We start from the raw sequence: 16,614 nt of genomic DNA, 5'->3' as shown, positions 1-16,614 counted from the left end.
GCCACATAACTTTAAAATAGGACTAAAATGAGCGAAAAACACAACCCTAACGAAACAGACAAAGGCCATGCACCCTTAGCTGGTGTGCGTTATTCTGACGGGAAAGACTACTCACATTTAAAAGTGAATAATCCGATAGAAAGGAAATGTGTGGAGTGCGATAGCCTTGAACTAACTGTTACTGATGATGCTGGTATTGACGATGAACTTGATATTGCTGCTGATATATGTCATGAGTGCGGATGCGTGTATACTTAATGAACCCTAACGCAAAGATTGGCGCAGGTTGAGGCCACGAAACTTGAGCTAATCGACCGTTAGCACCTTCCTTTCAATCTCCCCTCAATAAATTTCCTTCACCTAAATCGATCCGAATGATACCGGCCAAAGAACTCCAGAAACTAATCGACAAACTCCCAGACCCAAACAAGCACCCGGAAACCCCAAACGAATACAAGGTGACGTATTGGCCAGATCCAACGGTAATCAACAGGTATGAAACCCAACCACCGAAAAAAAGATGTAGATCATATGTTTTCGTGAAAAAGGAGGTGATGGGAAAGCAAGAATGGTTTTTTTCCCATATCGATTAATCAGTTAAGCAATTAACCAATTAAACTGTAGTATCAATCCGGGCGGAAGTAGCAGCTTCCCCTCGGATTTTTTTGTGCCCATTTGCAACTGAAATCTTTACAGAATACAATAACTAAATATTTAGACTAATTACCCATTTTCTCCCCTCATTTTCGTGGCGAAAAAAAGGCGTTACATTGTAACATTTGTAACATTATTAATATAATTATAAAATATATAGGAATAGATACGGTATATGTCGGTTTCCCGCAAGTGGGTTTGTTACAGATGTTACGCCTGTCAACGAACGTAAGGTTTAATTTTGAAAACGAAGCATTTAATATGTTACAAAAGTAACGCCTTGTAACAGGCATTTGTAACAGCCTGAAAACTCCTATCCATCTGATAATCAATGCACTTTTTCCGATTGGTAACGGATGTTACAATGTTACACTGTTTTTGAAGTTTAGCGAAAAACGCTTATATTGTAGTGAATTTAGCTTTTTGATATACCCTTTTTCCTACATTAGAAAAGTACAAAAAAGATGAACAGCTACTGGATCGACGAACAGCAAAAGAAAATCCTCAAACTCGACTGTGACCCCAAAAAAGAAGAAGCCCGTGTCTACTGGGTACAGGTATGCGCCACGGAGGGAGGCGGCTTTATCCACGCCAGGGGCTGTGATGTGGTATCCGTCCAGGAAAAGGCCGAAGAAATACTCCGCCTTACCGCCGAGCCAGCCCATGAGGAGGACTACATCACCGCCCTGAAAGATTACTTCGCCGCAGACAAAAAAGTAAGGGAGCAGTTTATCAAAACCTTCAAATTGTAATTTTTTTATATATATCCAATATGTCCCAAAAAGTGAAAAACGCTAATAGTATCTTTTTAACATGAAAGCATACGAAATCCCTGTCTCCCTGCCCGCCTTCAAAATGCTGAAAAGAGACTATGGCTACACCCACTTCCTGAGGGTAGACTATCTCTACATCAAAAAGAAGGGCCACCGAAGCAATATATCTGAAAGCTTCCTGAAAGCTCCCGGTAAAAACCAACTCATGATCACCATCATCTGCCCTTATGCCAGTCCGGACAGGCTGTACGCCCTGGCCCGCATGATAGAGCATACCTTTAACCAGAAGTTTTTGCTATTCGTGGAAGCTGCCGTGGCGCACGAGCTCGATGCCAGCGAGGCCATCAGGAAGTTTATGGACAAATACGACCTGGCCATCGAAGAATTTGAGTGGGAAACGGCCTGGAAAAAGTGGCAACGGTACCGGAAACGCGAAAAAGAACTTGATCTCATCCCCCTATGGTAATGGAACGAACCTCCCTGATCACCCTGATAATGGTAGCCGATGCCGATCTCAGCCCCGATATCTATCTGGAAGACGATATCCCCGACACCGTCTCTCTGGACACCCACTTTGAGCTCTGTCCATTTCTTCCGGAGCGGGCAGAGCTGACCGAAAGCTCTGAGGAGACAGACCAGGGCTACCTGATCAGTTTCCGGGTAGATACCAATACTCCCCGGGACGAGTACTTCCACAGCCGCTACTTCTTTCGCCCACTCCTTATATATATAGAGACGCTGAACGGGGAGCGGCATTACCTGGGCAGTGAGGAGCATCCCTGCCGCATGGAGTACCGCAGGCAGAGTGCCCCAGGCATCAGCGACAGCAACGACAATACCCTCGTTTTTACCTGCACCCTGCCCAAAACGGCCTGATTTTGTCCCATTCCGGCCCGGTCCATCTGGCTATCCTTGTATCAAATCATACAAGATATGCCTCAGAAAGGACTCTTTTACGAAATCACCAACAAGCAAAAGGAAAGCAAGACCGTGGACATCATGGTCTATGGCACCATCCCCAGCCTGGATACAGACACCTGGAGGATGACCAACACCGCCGACCGCTTTGTGAGGGATTTCAAAGCCCTGGAAAAAGACTACGACCGGATCAATATCCACATCAACAGCCCCGGGGGATCGGTCTACCATGGCTTTCCCATATTCAATACCATCGCCGCCTCCAAAAAAGACATCCATACCTATAATGATGGGCTGGCCGCAAGCATGGCCGGCGTACTCCTTCTCGCAGGCAAGACGGTCCACACCGCCAAAAATGCCCTGCTGATGATCCACTGTACCAATGGCCTGGCCATCGGTCACGCACAGGACTTCAGGGACATGGCAGATATGATGGATAAGTACAATGGCATCATCGCCCAGCACTTTGCCGATAAGTCCGGCAAGAGCCTGGAGGACATTCAGAGCAAGTACATGAACTACAAAGACCACTGGCTCACCGCTCAGGAAGCAGAGGAAGAGGGATTTGTAGACCAGATTGAAGACTACGAATCTGAGGATGCCCCACCCGAGGACATCACCGATATGGCATTCAGCCAGGTGATGGCCCACTATACCGGTGAAAATCCCGAAAAGAAAGCCGCCGACGAGCGCGGACTTTTCCAACGCCTCACCGCCTATATGGAAAAGACCTTTAAGCTGAAGGCCGATCCACCGGCTCCTCAGGATCCACCCAGCCCACCAAGCAACCAAACCGAAACAGAAGAAGATATGGATTTTAAAAATTCACTGGCACTGCTGGCAAAAGACCAGGTCAGTGCCGAGGACATCGCTGCCATCCGGGCAGAGATCGAAGCATTCACCGGAGCCAATGAGAAGTTCACCCCCGACGAAGTGCAGGCCCGGGTAGACGAGGCCGTGCAGCCCGTTCAGGACCAGGTAGACAGCCTGACACAGGAAAAAACCGATCTGGAAACAGAAGTCACCAACCTGAAAACCGAAAAAGGCAACCTGACCACTTCCGTCACTGACCTGACCGAGGAAAACAAGACCCTGAAGCTGGACATCCAGGCTTACCGCAACTCCGGAGTGAAGGTAGACAACAGCGGCGGTGATAATCCTGACCCCATCGAGGGGGATGAGAAAGAATCTTACCTGTATTCTGAGACCGATGCAGAAATAAAAGCCCTGAGAGCTAAGGCTGGAATCAAAGCCAAAGCCGAGTAAATAAGCTAAAACTAAACCACTAATACCAAAATGTCAGTAAAACCAGCAACCGATATAGAAGCCATCAAAGGCTATATCGAAAAACAGGACAAGGTTCTGATCAACGAGATGCTGAATGGCCTGGACATCGTGCGCGATCTGGACGTTCGCCGGAATGTCTTGACGCCATTGGCCCTCAATAAGATGACCGTAGATGATGGATCAAGGCCGCTAAACCTGGACATCGAGACTGCCAAGAGCGGGAGAAGATGGACTAAGCGGGTGCTTATGCCCCGAAGAGCCATGAAGATCATCAAGATGATCCCCGAGGAGCTTCGGGAAACATTCCAGTCAGAAATGCTGGACATCAATGCCAAGGAAGTGCCCTTCGCAGCCTGGGTATGGGCGCAGGAGTTTGCCAAGATCGCAGAAGAGATCAATGATAACTTCTACTACTCCAAGTACCACGACGATCCCGAGGAATGGGCATCCGGCGATACCTATGCGGTGGACGATCTGGTGTATTTCAATAATATCATCTACCGATGCACGGCCATCACCTCTGCTGGTGAATCTCCTTCATCTGCCGAAGCCAAATGGGAAGATGCCGATAACAAGGTGATTTCCGATGGTCCGGACACGATTATTAAGAAAGCCATCGCCGAAGAGGGACTTCTTGCCGTAGGTACCGGCACCTTTGACGATACCGATGCCTACGCCTACTTCAAGGAGATGTGGGGAGCCGTACCCGAAGCACACAAAAACAACAACGGCCGGGGCATGATCGCCCATGTATCCTACGGGGTGCACGAGGACCTGGCCGTGAATGTAAACAAGCTCTTCGGATCCGGAGCCGGTATCGGTGCAGTGGATATCGAAGAAGGGCGACCCTTTGCCCTGAAAGGCACCAGCGGAAGGCTGCGGGTAATGCCACGAACCTGGATGGGTGGATCCCGAAGGGTGATCATCACTCCTCCCGGTAACCTGATAGTGGGTATGAACCAAATATCCGATACCAATAAGGTAGGCAAGCTGGTAGATACCCTGCACGGGTACAGGGCCATAGTAAAATGGATGATCGGAACCCAGTTCCGGGATCTTGCACCACTGTATGTAAATGACCAGAATTAAGAAAACCATGGCAGAAGATAAAAATAAGGGAGCGGCACCAGCTGCTCCCGATTCCGAAAAAGAAAGCAAGGCAGCAGATCAGTCAGTCTCCAATACCGAAAAAGAACTGCAGGCTATGAAAGATAAAGTAGCCACACTCGAGACCGAAAACAAGGAACTGAAAGCCGAGATCAAGAAGAACGAATCCGAGCTGAAAGATGCTGCTGAGATCGTCGCTGATCTCAAAGAAAAGGTAAATGCCGCCAAAGGGAGCAAGGTAAACACCATCAGCATCGATGGCAGCACCTACCTGGTAGTGGGCGGATTTGTAAAAGCTGGCAAGGCCTACAAAGCCGAAGACATCGCCGCCGATAAAGAAATCGCCAAAGAACTGATCAAAAAGCAGTCTGGCCTCATCAAAAAAGTGAAGTAAGATGAATCTGTTTGATTATACCGGACAAATTTACCTGGAGGAGTCCGCGGCTCTAAATACGGAAGTATGTATTGCGGATTATTTTGATGTCGAGACCTTTCCGGCTCTGCCGGACCTAACCGCCGGTACGACCAATTCCGATTACGTGGACCTGGCAGCGGCTACCTTCACAATGAAGACAGGCAAAAAGTTTCATAAGTTCTCCGCCACCCTGGAAAGAAACTCCCTTACTACCACGCTGGAAGGACCCAGGGGAGCCAAGTCCTTTATGAACATGCTCACCATCGCCAGGTCCGGAGCGGACAAGGAGCTGGTAGGTTTCCTGAGAGCCAACCGAAACAGGAAGCTGGTTGTGGCCTTTAAGTTTCTGGGAGCTACCCAGTATTGCTTTCTTGGCTATAATGAACTGCCTGCAGAGGTGGACTCTGGAGGCATAGAAGTAGGAGCGGAGATCAGCGGAGAGAAAGTGACCAATTTTGTTGTGAGGTCGATCTTTTATCCTCCTATGTATATCGACGAGGTGCCGCTAACTGAGGCCGTCTGATGAGTAAGGTGACCAAAATACTGGATGGTAAGTACGAAGTCCTGGGCGTGAAGCCCGGGCCTATCGGTACTTTTATGGGTATCGTCGACCTGTCGAAAATCGACGAAGCCACCGCCGAAAGGCTGGTGGCCAGGGGAAGCAGCTACCTGCGAAAGGCCAAGCCATCAGGGAAGAAAATCAAGGACAAAGAAGAAGCAATTTCATAATGTTGGATTTTTGGTTTTATTGTTAATTGACTAAGGCCATTCATCCGGTGCATCTGGTCCCTGAGCGAAGTCGAAGGGAGCGAAGGCAGCGAATGAGTGGCTTTTTTACAATGTCCCATGACGACTGCCCGGAAGAGGGCATATTGAAGTTCATTTATTTACCGTCACACTATAACCAAAACAAATTGCCAATGAAAAATCTCATCGCACTTTTGGCCTTTATGGTATTCCTGGGAGGAGCCACCTGGCCTATCGAACCTGACCCACCTGCTGATAAAGTAGAACTATCGGATCAGGAACTCTGCAACGAATGCAAGCTGGTAATGGAGTCGGATTACGAAGTACCTCCGGCACCGGAGATATACCAGAGTCAGGCACAGCCTGTAAATGATGCAGACCTAATCACATCATACGTAGCTCCGGAGCCAGAAGCATTCCATGTAAACCAAGTCACTAATCGGGTAGATTTGCACTATGATCCCGGCTCGTGCGACCTGGCTATGGAATGGACGAGTAAAACATATTTTTCAGTATAGCCAAACCAGACAATCATAATCACCCAGATAATCCCTGCCGAATATGGTGGGGATTTTTTTGTTAATTACATTTATAAGTATATAAAATACATATAAGTTTGTTTGTAAAGTATTTTTAGGTATAATTGAACTATACTTTTTGGGGCTTTCCCTTCCTTCGGTCGGGCCGGGCTATACGCGGTACACGGTACCTTGCTTCTATCCCTAAGCCAAAACCACCCTGCATTAATTCCAATAGATATTAGCAAAGTTCGGCACGCTGCCGGGATACGGGTCAAGAGACTACGGCATAAAACTGCCCGCATTCCCCTGCTTTTTTATTCCGTTTCCTCTTGCCCTTATTCCCTTCAGGTGCCGGAGTGGTAGCCAAAATCAATTTTCATAAAACCTCCAGAGCCAGGAGAAAAAAGTCGGCAAGGCTATCATGAAAAACTCAGCACAACTTCAGATCTTCAACACCATCGGCGAAGCTAAAGTGTCTTACCGGACCACCGGGCAGCCCTACGCCAAAGTATCAAGTTCTATTGATGTGAACGGATTTTTATACACAATCTGGGATCACGATACTATCGAGTATACCGAGTCCTTTTGCGTGCTTTCGATAAACCGGGCCAATAAGATAATAGCCTATAGATTCGTATCCACTGGCGGCACCGCTGCCGTGATCGTAGACCCAAAGACGATCTTTCAGTTCGGGCTTCTGACCAATGCCAATGCGCTTATCTTAGCCCATAATCATCCATCAGGAAATTTAAAGCCCTCCCATGCAGACCTGAAAATAACCAAAAAACTCGTGAGTGGCGGACAATTTATAGATATGCCGATACTGGATCACCTGATCATCACCAAAGAAGGATATTACAGCCTGGCAGATGAAGGACAAATATAGGGGGATTCCCCCTTTTTTTTGTCATCCTTCCCAATGATACCCGGGGCCTTTTGATTGTAGCCAATTTCTGTTTTTTTTTCGTTAGCCGGGAGTAATCGATGCCAGACAGACAGGTGCTTTTTCCTTGATACTTTTCCGATAGCCCCCGACAGGTTATTTTATCGGATTGCCCACTCTTAAAGCATCGACGTATTGCTTTCTGGTCAGTACGGTAAGAATTTCCACCAGACACTTTACCCGCTTATTTTTTCAGGTCATGGATTTTGTGACGGTTGATCAATTGTGATTTATGCAAAGATGTGGACGGCGGGCCACGGTCCATGGGAGGCTGCGCTCCCGACCAAAAACAGGGCTTTCCTGAGGAATCCTTCCCGGTTTTTGATCGGGACCCATGGCCCATGTGTCCCTGATCCGTCCACTAATCTCAGGCATAATCAAATTAATAACCTAAACAAATATCAATCATGACACAATTTGAAAAAAAGTACATCGGCAAAGGGTCAAAAGTAGGAAACCTCGACATCGTACGCGTGACCATCAGCAAGGAAATAGTCGAAGAGCTGCTAAAAAAGGAGCTGGTCAAATACGGTGAAAATGAATACCTTATATTCGAGGTAGCATCCATGAAAAGTAAAGACAACTACGGAAGGTCGCACACTGCCTACATCAGCAAGCGCATCGAATCCAAACCCGCTCCCAAGAAGCGAAAAAAAGCAGCACAGGAAGTTGCCTCCTGATTTCAAAAGGTCCTCCGGGGCCTTTTTTTATGTTCGGACGACCTGGCCTTAAAATGTGTGCGAAAGGTACCCGCATCCATGCACAGGGGAGAAACAGGAAGGACTATCCAACACAAGGTGATCTGGCAAAAACAGGTAAAAGAATCCGGAGAGGCTTATTGCCGGCTCCACCTTGCCCGAAGTGCCTGCATGCGGGTGGATAAGTGGCTTCACATTTTAACCTCCAGCGCCAGGAGACTAAAGTCGGCAGTGAAGTTATGATCTCATTTACCGTAAAAACCCACAAAGAAGGAAACAGCTATAAAAGGCCACACCTATTTGCACTTTCGCGGGGCTACAATACCGGAAGGCCACTAAAGGAGCCCTGCCCCAACTGCTTTGTAATACTGATGGAATCAGAAGAAGAAAGGGATAAAATGTACTTTTTACTCGACGGACTTTGGCGAAGGCAGGTATTCCGGATGCAGCTCATCGGCTCTGTGATCCCTTACCTGAGAGTGCATGAGTTTACAAAAACGGTAATTGCCTTCTGGAAGCAGATTCACGAAAATGAAGACCGGGTAAAGCGGCTGATGGATGCCTTTAATTCCCTAGAAAGGCTGGAAAAGCACAATGCGGAATTTATGCGATTACTCAGCAAATACCGGGATGTGGCCTATATGAAGGTGTTTGACTTGAAGGAGGTGAAATTTTGACCTTCCCGATTTATACTTTCAGCCCGGCATCGACACAGGTGCTGGGTTCTTATTTACACCAAATAAAAACAGACATGATACAGAATATAATGATTGCAAAATTTATGGGTATGGAACTAATCCCAATGCCGGATACAGATAACCAATGTTACACAATTCGTCATAGCGGAGAAGTAGTCCATAAAGACGATCTGAGGATTGGGTTTTTGGCCTATCATCAATTATGGGACCGACTCATTCCCTGCATCAACAAAATCTATAGAATGCAGGAATACCAGACCTACAAGACTACGCTTAAACTTGATACATACAGCATCGAAAATACATGGAAATCGGTGTTGGATTTCATCGAATGGTATAATCATCAGCAGGATACAATGCCCGCTATCTATTACGCCAAATCCAAAGTATTGGTAATCGGCAACAGGCTCAGGTCTTGGCTTGATGTACCGTTAATGGATGACTTTAACGAATACCCTCCAATTAAGAGGTACTTTCTAAGCACGGCCATAAGAATACGAAGAATAACGAGTACGACTATCATTGATGATGTCTGGTAGGCATTCTCTCCTAATTAATTATGCAATTGCAACCTGTCCCGGTTGCAATTGCTTTTTGCTGGCATATTCGTGATATGAAGACCATCATCATAGTAGCAGGAAATATGGGCAGCGGAAAAAGTACCTTTTGCAAGATGCTCATTGAGAAGCTGCCTGACTATACCTATATCTGCCTGGACGACTTTCGGAAAAAGCGATTTGAAGATGTGCTCACCGAACAGCACGACCCGCTGCAGTTCGAAAGGGAAGTGGCTGCGGCCACCCAGCGGGAATTTGACAAGCACGATAAGATCCTGTACGAAACCACCGGTGCCACCCGATTTTTCAAAGACATGCATTACCGGCTCCTGGCCGATCGTCACAACGTATTTTTAGTACAAATCCGCTGTGATCCGGTAGTTTGCCTGCAAAGACATCGATCCAGGGAGCAAAACGGACACTTTCATGTGGTACCCCAGTACGGCCAGGGACTCACGCCCGAGGAACTCATCAACCGCTATGCCGAGAAAACCCGCTGGATCCGGCCGGACCTGACACTGGATAGTGAAACATTCTCCCCAGATCAACTGGTCAGTCGCTTCATTCGAACCTACTTTCCACAGGATAAATTACAGGACGTACAGTCCCTACTTGATGACTTTCACTATCAGGAAGCCCTGGACTGGTTTAAGCGCAACGTATCCGGAAAAGCCTTTGTCAAGGAAACGCTATCCACCGGAGAAGATGACTTTAACCGGCTTAAGCTTAAGAAAGAGCTCAACGAATACCTCGCCGATCTGAAAAACACGCCAGAAGATCCGGTGCCAGTCAAGTCAACACCACCAGGAGAATCCCAGGCAAAAGAAAGGCCCGATCCGGTAGAGCAGGGGAGTACTGCAGCCAGCTCCCCGACCTACTCCGAGCCAACCCGGGAAGAATGGGCACCGCTGTACAAGGAGGCCAATTTTCTATTTATCGAACTCGAACATGAAACCGACGAGGATAAGCGAAAAGAGATGGCCTTCCAGATCCTCGACTTGATGGACCAGGTTCAGGAGCTTTGGGATAAGGCCGATTTCGTGAAAAAATTCGGTGAGTTGCCAAACTTTGATAAGTCAGGAATCGAAAACCTGAGCGAAGCACAGATGACCAAACGCATCAATACTCTGCGTACCTATATCAGCAAGGCCAAAAAAGGCAAGCTGAAAGCCGAAAAAATTCCCGAATGGGAAGCCGAAAAGAAAGAACTCGAAAATGCATTGCAATGAGCCTTTTTTCAACCAAGGATATTACCATTAGCCAATTGCCAACCGGTCCGGAAGCGACCGCAATTAGATCTGATATTGCTCCATCCCCACGATTGATCAGCAATTTGAAAGACCTGGCAGAAGCAATCGGGAATATTAAAAAAAACCAGGTAATCCCCTTTGCCACCGGAGGCAAGTGGTCCATGCACCAGCTCATGGAATACCTGCTGATTCAGACAGGCCCATGTAAACTATGGTTTACCACCTGGACCATATCCGAGGAATCCATGCGGGCCATGGTAGACATGATACAGAAGGGACTCATCACCGAGCTAAATGCCGTCCTGGACTATCGGATAGAGCGCCGGAAACCAGAAGCATTTCAGTTAGCCGCTAACATCATCACCAATATCCGGCTTACTAAGTGCCATGCGAAAGTACTGGTGATCACCAATAAGGAATGGAGTATATCCGTAATGGGATCAGCCAATTTTTCCAAAAACCCCAGGCTGGAAGCCGGAGTGATCTTTACCGATCAGAAGACGGCACAATTCAATATAGACTGGATAAGCCGGGAAATTAATCGAAAGGAGGGAGGCAATGACTGAGGAAGAACTAATCGAGGAAGCCAAAGAGCTGGGCAGGCTCTTTTTCTCTGATGAGGAAATCATGGAAATTCTGGAAATCACCCAGCTATCTCCTAAGCTGGAAAGAGCCATCCGCGGCAGCCGATTGCTATCCGAAGCAAAGATCCGGAAAAGCATCGTTGACCTGGCCAATAATGGCAGCTCCGTGGCTCAGACCTATGCTGTGAAAATGATCGAATCACTCAAAAGGAAAAATTATTGATGGCAGCCAACACTGAAAACAATAACGTACTGCAAAACCGATGGCCGGAAAAGAAGACCAACCAACTTGGTATTCGGACCGACGTGGAAAAGATCGTTCTTTTCCTGCAGGGTAAGCTACCGAATGCAGAACTCAGCCCTGCCCTGGAGGAAAAGCTAAACCGCATGAAAGAATGTTCCAACCTGATCCAGAAATACGGCGGAGCCAAAAAGGTTATCTCCATGATGGAAGGGCTTTGGGATATTTCCTACTCCACCGCCAGAAGGATCTATAACGAAACCCAGGAAGCCTTTGGTGATGTCACCCACTTCAACAAGCAATACCACGTCGATACCTACATGCAATTGCTAATCACCGGAATCAACCTGGCCAGGGACAGTGGCGATGGAAAAACCTTTACAGGCCTGATGAAAGAGTACAAAAGTGCTATTCTTGAATTTATGGGCACCACAGATGCAGAAATGTACAAGCGGCTGGAAATACCCGAGTACCAAGTTGGTTTCTTCCCCGATGAATTGAAAAACAAATTGCCCGCAAACTGGAAAACCCGAATGAAAAAGCTGGTAGAAGAGAAGCGCCGCAGCGACGAAATCGAGGATGCAATTGTATTAGAACCCACCGCCGAAGATGAGTGATATTAATAAAATTCACTACAATATTCCCCAGCTGGAAATGTCTCTGGTCCGTCCGCAGCTGGGTACCTGTATTTGGGGTAGGGGTACCGGCAAGACAGAAGGACCAGGGGCAGAGTTTGTGCTTAGGAATAGCCTCGATATGCCTGGCTCGCTGGGTGGTATTGTTTCCATTACATATGATAAGCTGCTGAACATGATCATCCCGGCCCTTCAGGTAGGTTGGCGGCGTATGGGCTTTGAGGAAAACGTACACTATTGGATCCGCAAGGCACCACCGGAAGAATTGCAGATACCTAAATGCTATCGCCAACCCAGCACGAATGCCCACCTGATCAAATGGTTTAATGGATCCGCTCAGCTACTGATATCCATTGACCGGATCCACATAGCCAATGGCGCATCGCTGGCCTACATCTATGGGGATGAGGTGAAGTTCTTTCCTCGGGAAAAGTTCAAGGAGGTATTGCTTACCCTCCGAGGTCAGGCCCACCTGTATGGGGATCAATCTTGTTGCGAAAGCTTATTGCTTACCACTGATCAGCCCACACCCGGCATGCCAGGGGATTGGGTTTATGATATCGAATCTGACAGCAATAACGAAATAGCTTCAATCATTCTGGCCGTACAGAAAGAAATTACCGATCTCAAAAAGGAATACCTGACTGCCAGCAAAAGGAGAAAGGCGCAAATTCAGAAGGAGATTGGCGGCTACGAGGATGATATCAATACCCTAAGGATAGGACTGAACTATGTCAGCCGTGCCTCAACAGCTGACAACGTCCATGCCCTTGGCATTAAGGTGATCGAGAACTATAAGGAGCAGCTTACCCCATTTGAATTCTCTTTATCTGTTCTGAACCGAAAACCGGATAAACCAGAGAATTCCTTTTACCATTTGCTGGATGAGGAGAAGCATGGCTACTATGCGCCCAACAACGAATTCATCGATGGACTTACCGGGAGGACCGAAAAGGACTGCAGGTTTGATGCTGACCTGGTATGGGAGATGCCCTTGGAGTTGGGCTGTGACTATAACTCAGCTATCAACTGGGTTACCATAGGTCAGGAGAAAGATGCCACCTATGATATAATCAATTCCCTTTTTGTTTTGAAGCCGAAGAAGATAAAGGATTTGGTTGCTGATTTTGATAAGTATTACCGGCACAAAAAGAAGGTGAACAATACCATCATTTATAATTTTGACCATACTGCAGTAGGGGAGGATGCCAAGTCCGATATCAGTTTTGCAGACGAATGGATTACTGAACTATCTAAGAAAGGATGGAATGTGATGGAAAACTACATAGGTTATTCACCCAACCACCGATCCAGGTTTTACCTCTGGCAGCAGGTATTGGCAGGGGACCAAAAGCTTAAGCCGTTCAGAGTGAACAGGGGGAACAACATTGATCTTTTGATATCCCTTAAAGCAACAGTCACCCGGAAAGATAAGAAGGGGGACTTTCAGAAAGACAAGTCATCCGAACAAAAGAAAACAATTGCACCCCAACACGCAACCCACGGAGGGGAGGCGCTGGATTGTTTGGTTTGGTCTAAATATAGACCAATGATGGAGGGCAACAAATCATTTCTTTTGGCAACGTCTATGTAAAACCAATCAGACCACTTTTTTTAAAAAAATTGCAATCCGTAATCACATACGGATTTTTTTTGTGCCGTGCAATTGCAAACAGCGGACAGGGTGGGTCGTCAAAAAAACCTGCGCGGGGGCGGCAGGTTTTTTGGGAAAAACCTGCAAGGTATTGAAATTCAAAATATTATATGGTTGAAGATGAATTTCAATGATGCTATTTGATGGTTTTAGAAAAAAATAAAACCATTAGAATGATGCCAATGCTGAGGCCTGTCCTTTACCATCTATTAACCGTCCCACCCCCCACACCATCCTTCCACTATCTTGACCCCCGTGGAAGCAAAACCAGCCAAAATAAGACTTAGAGATGCACTCAGGGCCATGGACCGCCTCGATCATAAAGGCAATCCCACCCCCTTCACCATCACCTTTTATACCGCCGACCGCAAGCGCGACACCGGAGGGAAGAAGATGACCATAGAAGGAGGCATCCTTAGCAAACACGCCAAAGGACTCCCTATGCACATGCGCAGAGTAGACGGATTCGGTGGATCCAAAGCCCCCAGGCATTACCAGAATGCCACACGAAATGTTTCCTCCCCAGATGGTAGCATCACCACCGTACACATCAGACTCATCACCCACTTTAATGGCCTTAGAATAATATGGTAAGCAACGACGACGGCAGCATCATGTACTTCGAGGAGACCGCCTCACCGGTGCTCTTCTCTTCGCCTTCCATCGGTAGAAACAGGCCCACATGGACACCCCCACCTGATGAGGAACTCAGGGACGCCCTGGTTATCGCTGAGTGGGGGCAGGCCAATGACTTCCCCCAGCTCGCCCGGCAGGCCAAGGAAAACAACCCCGACCTGGTCAGCGCCTTGGACTGGAAAGCCCGCGCCCTCTATGGCGGTGGGCTGAACTACACCATCCGGGACCGCTTCACCAAAGAGCCCATCGACCCACTGAAATATCCGAACATGCGGAAGATGGTCTACGAAATTGACCAGTTTCGCTACCGCAACAGGCACTACCTGCTCCGGGCTTCCATAGATTTCTACGACCTGTTCAACGTCTTCCCCCAGATCATCCTTTCTGAGAAAAGGGATAAGGTCGAACGCATTGCTGCCATGGAGGCAGAAGATTGCCGCTATGCCAAGCGAAAAAATGGCACCATTCCCTTCGTCTACATGCATCCCGATTGGAGCGAGTGGAACAGCTCTGAAAATGATGACAAACTCCGGAAGGTACAGTGTCTGGACATTCTCAATACCTATCCCGAAGAACTCAAAGAGCAGCGCGGAGATACGCTCAAATATATCTTTCCGCTCAGCTATCCCACCGGTAAAAACTACTACCAGCTCATCCACTGGTGGTCACTGCAGACCAGCGGATGGTTGGATTTCGGGGCTATGATCCCGGAAACCAAAGCGGGAATTCTCAAAAATCTCGCCCTCATCCGCTACCACATCGAGATGCCTGACTACTGGATGCCGGAGCGGTATCCCAACTGGGGCTCCATGAAATCCTCCGAAAAGAAAAAGGCCACCGAAAAGGAATTCAAGGTCATCAACGATGTTCTGATGGGCGCACGCAATGCCGGCAAGTCCGTATTCACCATGTTCAAAACATCCATGGGAAAAGAATACGGCGGCTGGAAGATCACCGCCGTGGATGACAAGATGAAAGACGGAGTCTTTCTGGCGGATTCCTCTGAAGTGGTTATGAAAATCATGTCGGCAACCGGCATAGATCCCTCCCTTTCCGGACTTATCCCCGGCAAGGGCGGATCCAACCGCTCCGGATCTGACAAGCGGGAAGCACTCAATATATACATGAGCCTGGTCACCGCACACGAAGACATCATCCTGGATCCATGGCAATACAGCAGCTGGCACAACGGATGGAACAATGAAGACTGGGAAACGCACTGGTGGCTGGGAAGGCCCTACCTGCAGACCCTAAATCAGGTCACCCCATCCAAGCGAGACAATACACCAAACCCCGACACTGATGCTGATCAATAATATCACCGAACTCAAACAATACATCCCCGTATCCCTGCAACTGGATTTTTCCGATATCCAACCAAAAGTCATCATGGTAGAGCGGGATATCATCAAAAAGAAATTCAGCAAGGAAATCTATGCTCACCTGATCAGTGCGGTACAGGCTGAAAACTCCCCAGAGGCAGAACTCCTGCAGCTGCTATCCGAAGCGACGGCTCACCTGGCCCTGCTCGAATACATCAGTTTCGGACAGGTTAATCTCGATAGCTCAGGAATCCATATCCAATCCACGGAAAATATCAAAACCGCCTTCGAGTGGCAGGTATCCGAACTCAAGAACAGCCTCTCCAAACAGGGTTGGTCGGCCATCGAATTGGCCCTGGAGCTTATGGAGACACTGCCGACAGGCGACCTGAAGACGCTCTGGGAAGATACCGAGACCTACCAGGCCGCCCAGTCTTCCCTGATCAGTACCCTGCGCCAGTTTCAGCGCTTTGTGCATCTTGGTGATAGCCGGGTATTATTTCACAAGCTGCTCCCCACGCTGCATTACCAGCAGGAGGAAGTGATCAGTGAGGCAGTCGGACCGGATTTCTGGCAGAAGATCCTCAGCTACGCCAGCGAGACTGATCCTGCCCAAAAAGCCCGGCTAAACACAGCCCACATCAAAGCTTCCCGTGCCCTGGCATTTGCCACAATAGGGGAGGGCTTCATGGATACCATGCTTATCCTTTCGGACAATGGCCCCCTGATCCTGGACGGGCTCCAGAGCCGCATCACCACTTCCAAGGCCACAGCTCCGCAGGAACTGGTACAGCAGATTGCGGCCTCCTACGCCAAAAAAGCCGATGGAGCCCTTACCGAGCTATTGGAATATTGCCAGGCCCAGTCCGCTCACTTCCCGGAGTATACCCTCAGCTCCAACTATATTTCAGACGAAAACCAGGAGACACACATTCCCCGAAACGACCCCGATGCAGGGCTTGTATTCTTATGAT

Annotated in this window: 24 protein-coding genes; all 24 read left to right on the top strand. The window is 48.0% G+C overall.

Going from position 1 to position 16,614, the window contains the following annotated elements; translation table 11 throughout:
* Positions 1-27: 27 nt before the first annotated feature.
* Positions 28-258 (top strand): hypothetical protein, encoded by a 231-nt coding sequence (locus HUJ21_RS05805; protein ID WP_291368008.1) that lies wholly within the window; start codon positions 28-30, stop codon positions 256-258.
* A 116-nt stretch (positions 259-374) separates the two neighbouring features.
* Complete coding sequence (locus tag HUJ21_RS05800) at positions 375-593, top strand: hypothetical protein (protein ID WP_291368007.1); 219 nt, start codon at positions 375-377, stop codon at positions 591-593.
* A gap of 525 nt (positions 594-1,118) precedes the next feature.
* A complete protein-coding gene (locus HUJ21_RS05795; RefSeq protein WP_163386523.1) occupies positions 1,119-1,406 on the top strand; it encodes a hypothetical protein in 288 nt (95 codons plus the stop codon).
* 61 nt (positions 1,407-1,467) lie between these two features.
* Positions 1,468-1,893: a hypothetical protein gene (locus HUJ21_RS05790; protein WP_291368006.1), complete on the top strand. Its 426-nt coding sequence runs from the start codon at positions 1,468-1,470 to the stop codon at positions 1,891-1,893.
* Positions 1,893-2,303, top strand: a complete 411-nt coding sequence (locus tag HUJ21_RS05785; RefSeq protein ID WP_291368005.1) for a hypothetical protein — start codon at positions 1,893-1,895, stop codon at positions 2,301-2,303. The genes HUJ21_RS05790 and HUJ21_RS05785 overlap by 1 nt, the downstream gene beginning before the upstream one ends.
* A gap of 57 nt (positions 2,304-2,360) precedes the next feature.
* The gene (locus HUJ21_RS05780; RefSeq protein ID WP_291368004.1) at positions 2,361-3,611 is read left to right on the top strand and encodes a head maturation protease, ClpP-related; all 1,251 of its coding nucleotides are present in this window, start codon (positions 2,361-2,363) and stop codon (positions 3,609-3,611) included.
* Between the two features lie 30 nt (positions 3,612-3,641).
* The gene (locus tag HUJ21_RS05775) at positions 3,642-4,721 is read left to right on the top strand and encodes a hypothetical protein (RefSeq protein ID WP_291368003.1); all 1,080 of its coding nucleotides are present in this window, start codon (positions 3,642-3,644) and stop codon (positions 4,719-4,721) included.
* A 7-nt stretch (positions 4,722-4,728) separates the two neighbouring features.
* A complete protein-coding gene (locus HUJ21_RS05770; protein WP_291368002.1) occupies positions 4,729-5,133 on the top strand; it encodes a hypothetical protein in 405 nt (134 codons plus the stop codon).
* A 1-nt stretch (position 5,134) separates the two neighbouring features.
* Positions 5,135-5,677, top strand: coding sequence for a hypothetical protein (locus tag HUJ21_RS05765; RefSeq protein WP_291368001.1), 543 nt, complete (start codon positions 5,135-5,137; stop codon positions 5,675-5,677).
* The gene (locus HUJ21_RS05760) at positions 5,677-5,883 is read left to right on the top strand and encodes a hypothetical protein (protein WP_291368000.1); all 207 of its coding nucleotides are present in this window, start codon (positions 5,677-5,679) and stop codon (positions 5,881-5,883) included. Before HUJ21_RS05765 ends, HUJ21_RS05760 begins: the two co-directional genes overlap by 1 nt.
* A gap of 191 nt (positions 5,884-6,074) precedes the next feature.
* Positions 6,075-6,419 carry a hypothetical protein gene (locus HUJ21_RS05755; protein WP_291367999.1) on the top strand — a complete coding sequence of 115 codons (345 nt, stop codon included), beginning with the start codon at positions 6,075-6,077 and terminating at the stop codon, positions 6,417-6,419.
* A gap of 424 nt (positions 6,420-6,843) precedes the next feature.
* A complete protein-coding gene (locus tag HUJ21_RS05750) occupies positions 6,844-7,308 on the top strand; it encodes a JAB domain-containing protein (protein ID WP_291367998.1) in 465 nt (154 codons plus the stop codon).
* A 464-nt stretch (positions 7,309-7,772) separates the two neighbouring features.
* On the top strand, positions 7,773-8,045 hold the full coding sequence (locus tag HUJ21_RS05745) for a hypothetical protein (protein ID WP_291367997.1): 273 nt from the start codon (positions 7,773-7,775) through the stop codon (positions 8,043-8,045).
* A 57-nt stretch (positions 8,046-8,102) separates the two neighbouring features.
* Positions 8,103-8,306 (top strand): hypothetical protein, encoded by a 204-nt coding sequence (locus tag HUJ21_RS05740; protein WP_291367996.1) that lies wholly within the window; start codon positions 8,103-8,105, stop codon positions 8,304-8,306.
* Positions 8,303-8,740: a hypothetical protein gene (locus tag HUJ21_RS05735; protein ID WP_291367995.1), complete on the top strand. Its 438-nt coding sequence runs from the start codon at positions 8,303-8,305 to the stop codon at positions 8,738-8,740. The genes HUJ21_RS05740 and HUJ21_RS05735 overlap by 4 nt, the downstream gene beginning before the upstream one ends.
* 110 nt (positions 8,741-8,850) lie before the next feature.
* On the top strand, positions 8,851-9,300 hold the full coding sequence (locus tag HUJ21_RS05730; RefSeq protein WP_291367994.1) for a hypothetical protein: 450 nt from the start codon (positions 8,851-8,853) through the stop codon (positions 9,298-9,300).
* A gap of 74 nt (positions 9,301-9,374) precedes the next feature.
* A complete protein-coding gene (locus tag HUJ21_RS05725) occupies positions 9,375-10,547 on the top strand; it encodes an AAA family ATPase (protein WP_291367993.1) in 1,173 nt (390 codons plus the stop codon).
* On the top strand, positions 10,544-11,134 hold the full coding sequence (locus tag HUJ21_RS05720; protein WP_291367992.1) for a hypothetical protein: 591 nt from the start codon (positions 10,544-10,546) through the stop codon (positions 11,132-11,134). The genes HUJ21_RS05725 and HUJ21_RS05720 overlap by 4 nt, the downstream gene beginning before the upstream one ends.
* Positions 11,127-11,375 (top strand): hypothetical protein, encoded by a 249-nt coding sequence (locus HUJ21_RS05715; RefSeq protein ID WP_163386509.1) that lies wholly within the window; start codon positions 11,127-11,129, stop codon positions 11,373-11,375. The genes HUJ21_RS05720 and HUJ21_RS05715 overlap by 8 nt, the downstream gene beginning before the upstream one ends.
* Positions 11,375-12,010 carry a hypothetical protein gene (locus tag HUJ21_RS05710; protein WP_291367991.1) on the top strand — a complete coding sequence of 212 codons (636 nt, stop codon included), beginning with the start codon at positions 11,375-11,377 and terminating at the stop codon, positions 12,008-12,010. The genes HUJ21_RS05715 and HUJ21_RS05710 overlap by 1 nt, the downstream gene beginning before the upstream one ends.
* Positions 12,003-13,622, top strand: coding sequence for a hypothetical protein (locus tag HUJ21_RS05705; RefSeq protein ID WP_291367990.1), 1,620 nt, complete (start codon positions 12,003-12,005; stop codon positions 13,620-13,622). Before HUJ21_RS05710 ends, HUJ21_RS05705 begins: the two co-directional genes overlap by 8 nt.
* Positions 13,623-13,937: 315 nt before the next feature.
* Positions 13,938-14,276 carry a hypothetical protein gene (locus HUJ21_RS05700; RefSeq protein ID WP_291367989.1) on the top strand — a complete coding sequence of 113 codons (339 nt, stop codon included), beginning with the start codon at positions 13,938-13,940 and terminating at the stop codon, positions 14,274-14,276.
* A gap of 311 nt (positions 14,277-14,587) precedes the next feature.
* Positions 14,588-15,634, top strand: a complete 1,047-nt coding sequence (locus HUJ21_RS05695) for a hypothetical protein (protein WP_291367988.1) — start codon at positions 14,588-14,590, stop codon at positions 15,632-15,634.
* Positions 15,621-16,613, top strand: coding sequence for a DUF6712 family protein (locus HUJ21_RS05690; protein WP_291367987.1), 993 nt, complete (start codon positions 15,621-15,623; stop codon positions 16,611-16,613). The genes HUJ21_RS05695 and HUJ21_RS05690 overlap by 14 nt, the downstream gene beginning before the upstream one ends.
* Position 16,614: the final 1 nt, after the last annotated feature.

Origin of the sequence: Cyclobacterium sp., assembly GCF_014762705.1 — a bacterium.
Taxonomy (GTDB): Bacteria; Bacteroidota; Bacteroidia; order Cytophagales; family Cyclobacteriaceae; genus Cyclobacterium.
Note: the sequence above shows the minus strand (reverse complement) of the source record. Positions and strands in the feature narration are given on the sequence as shown.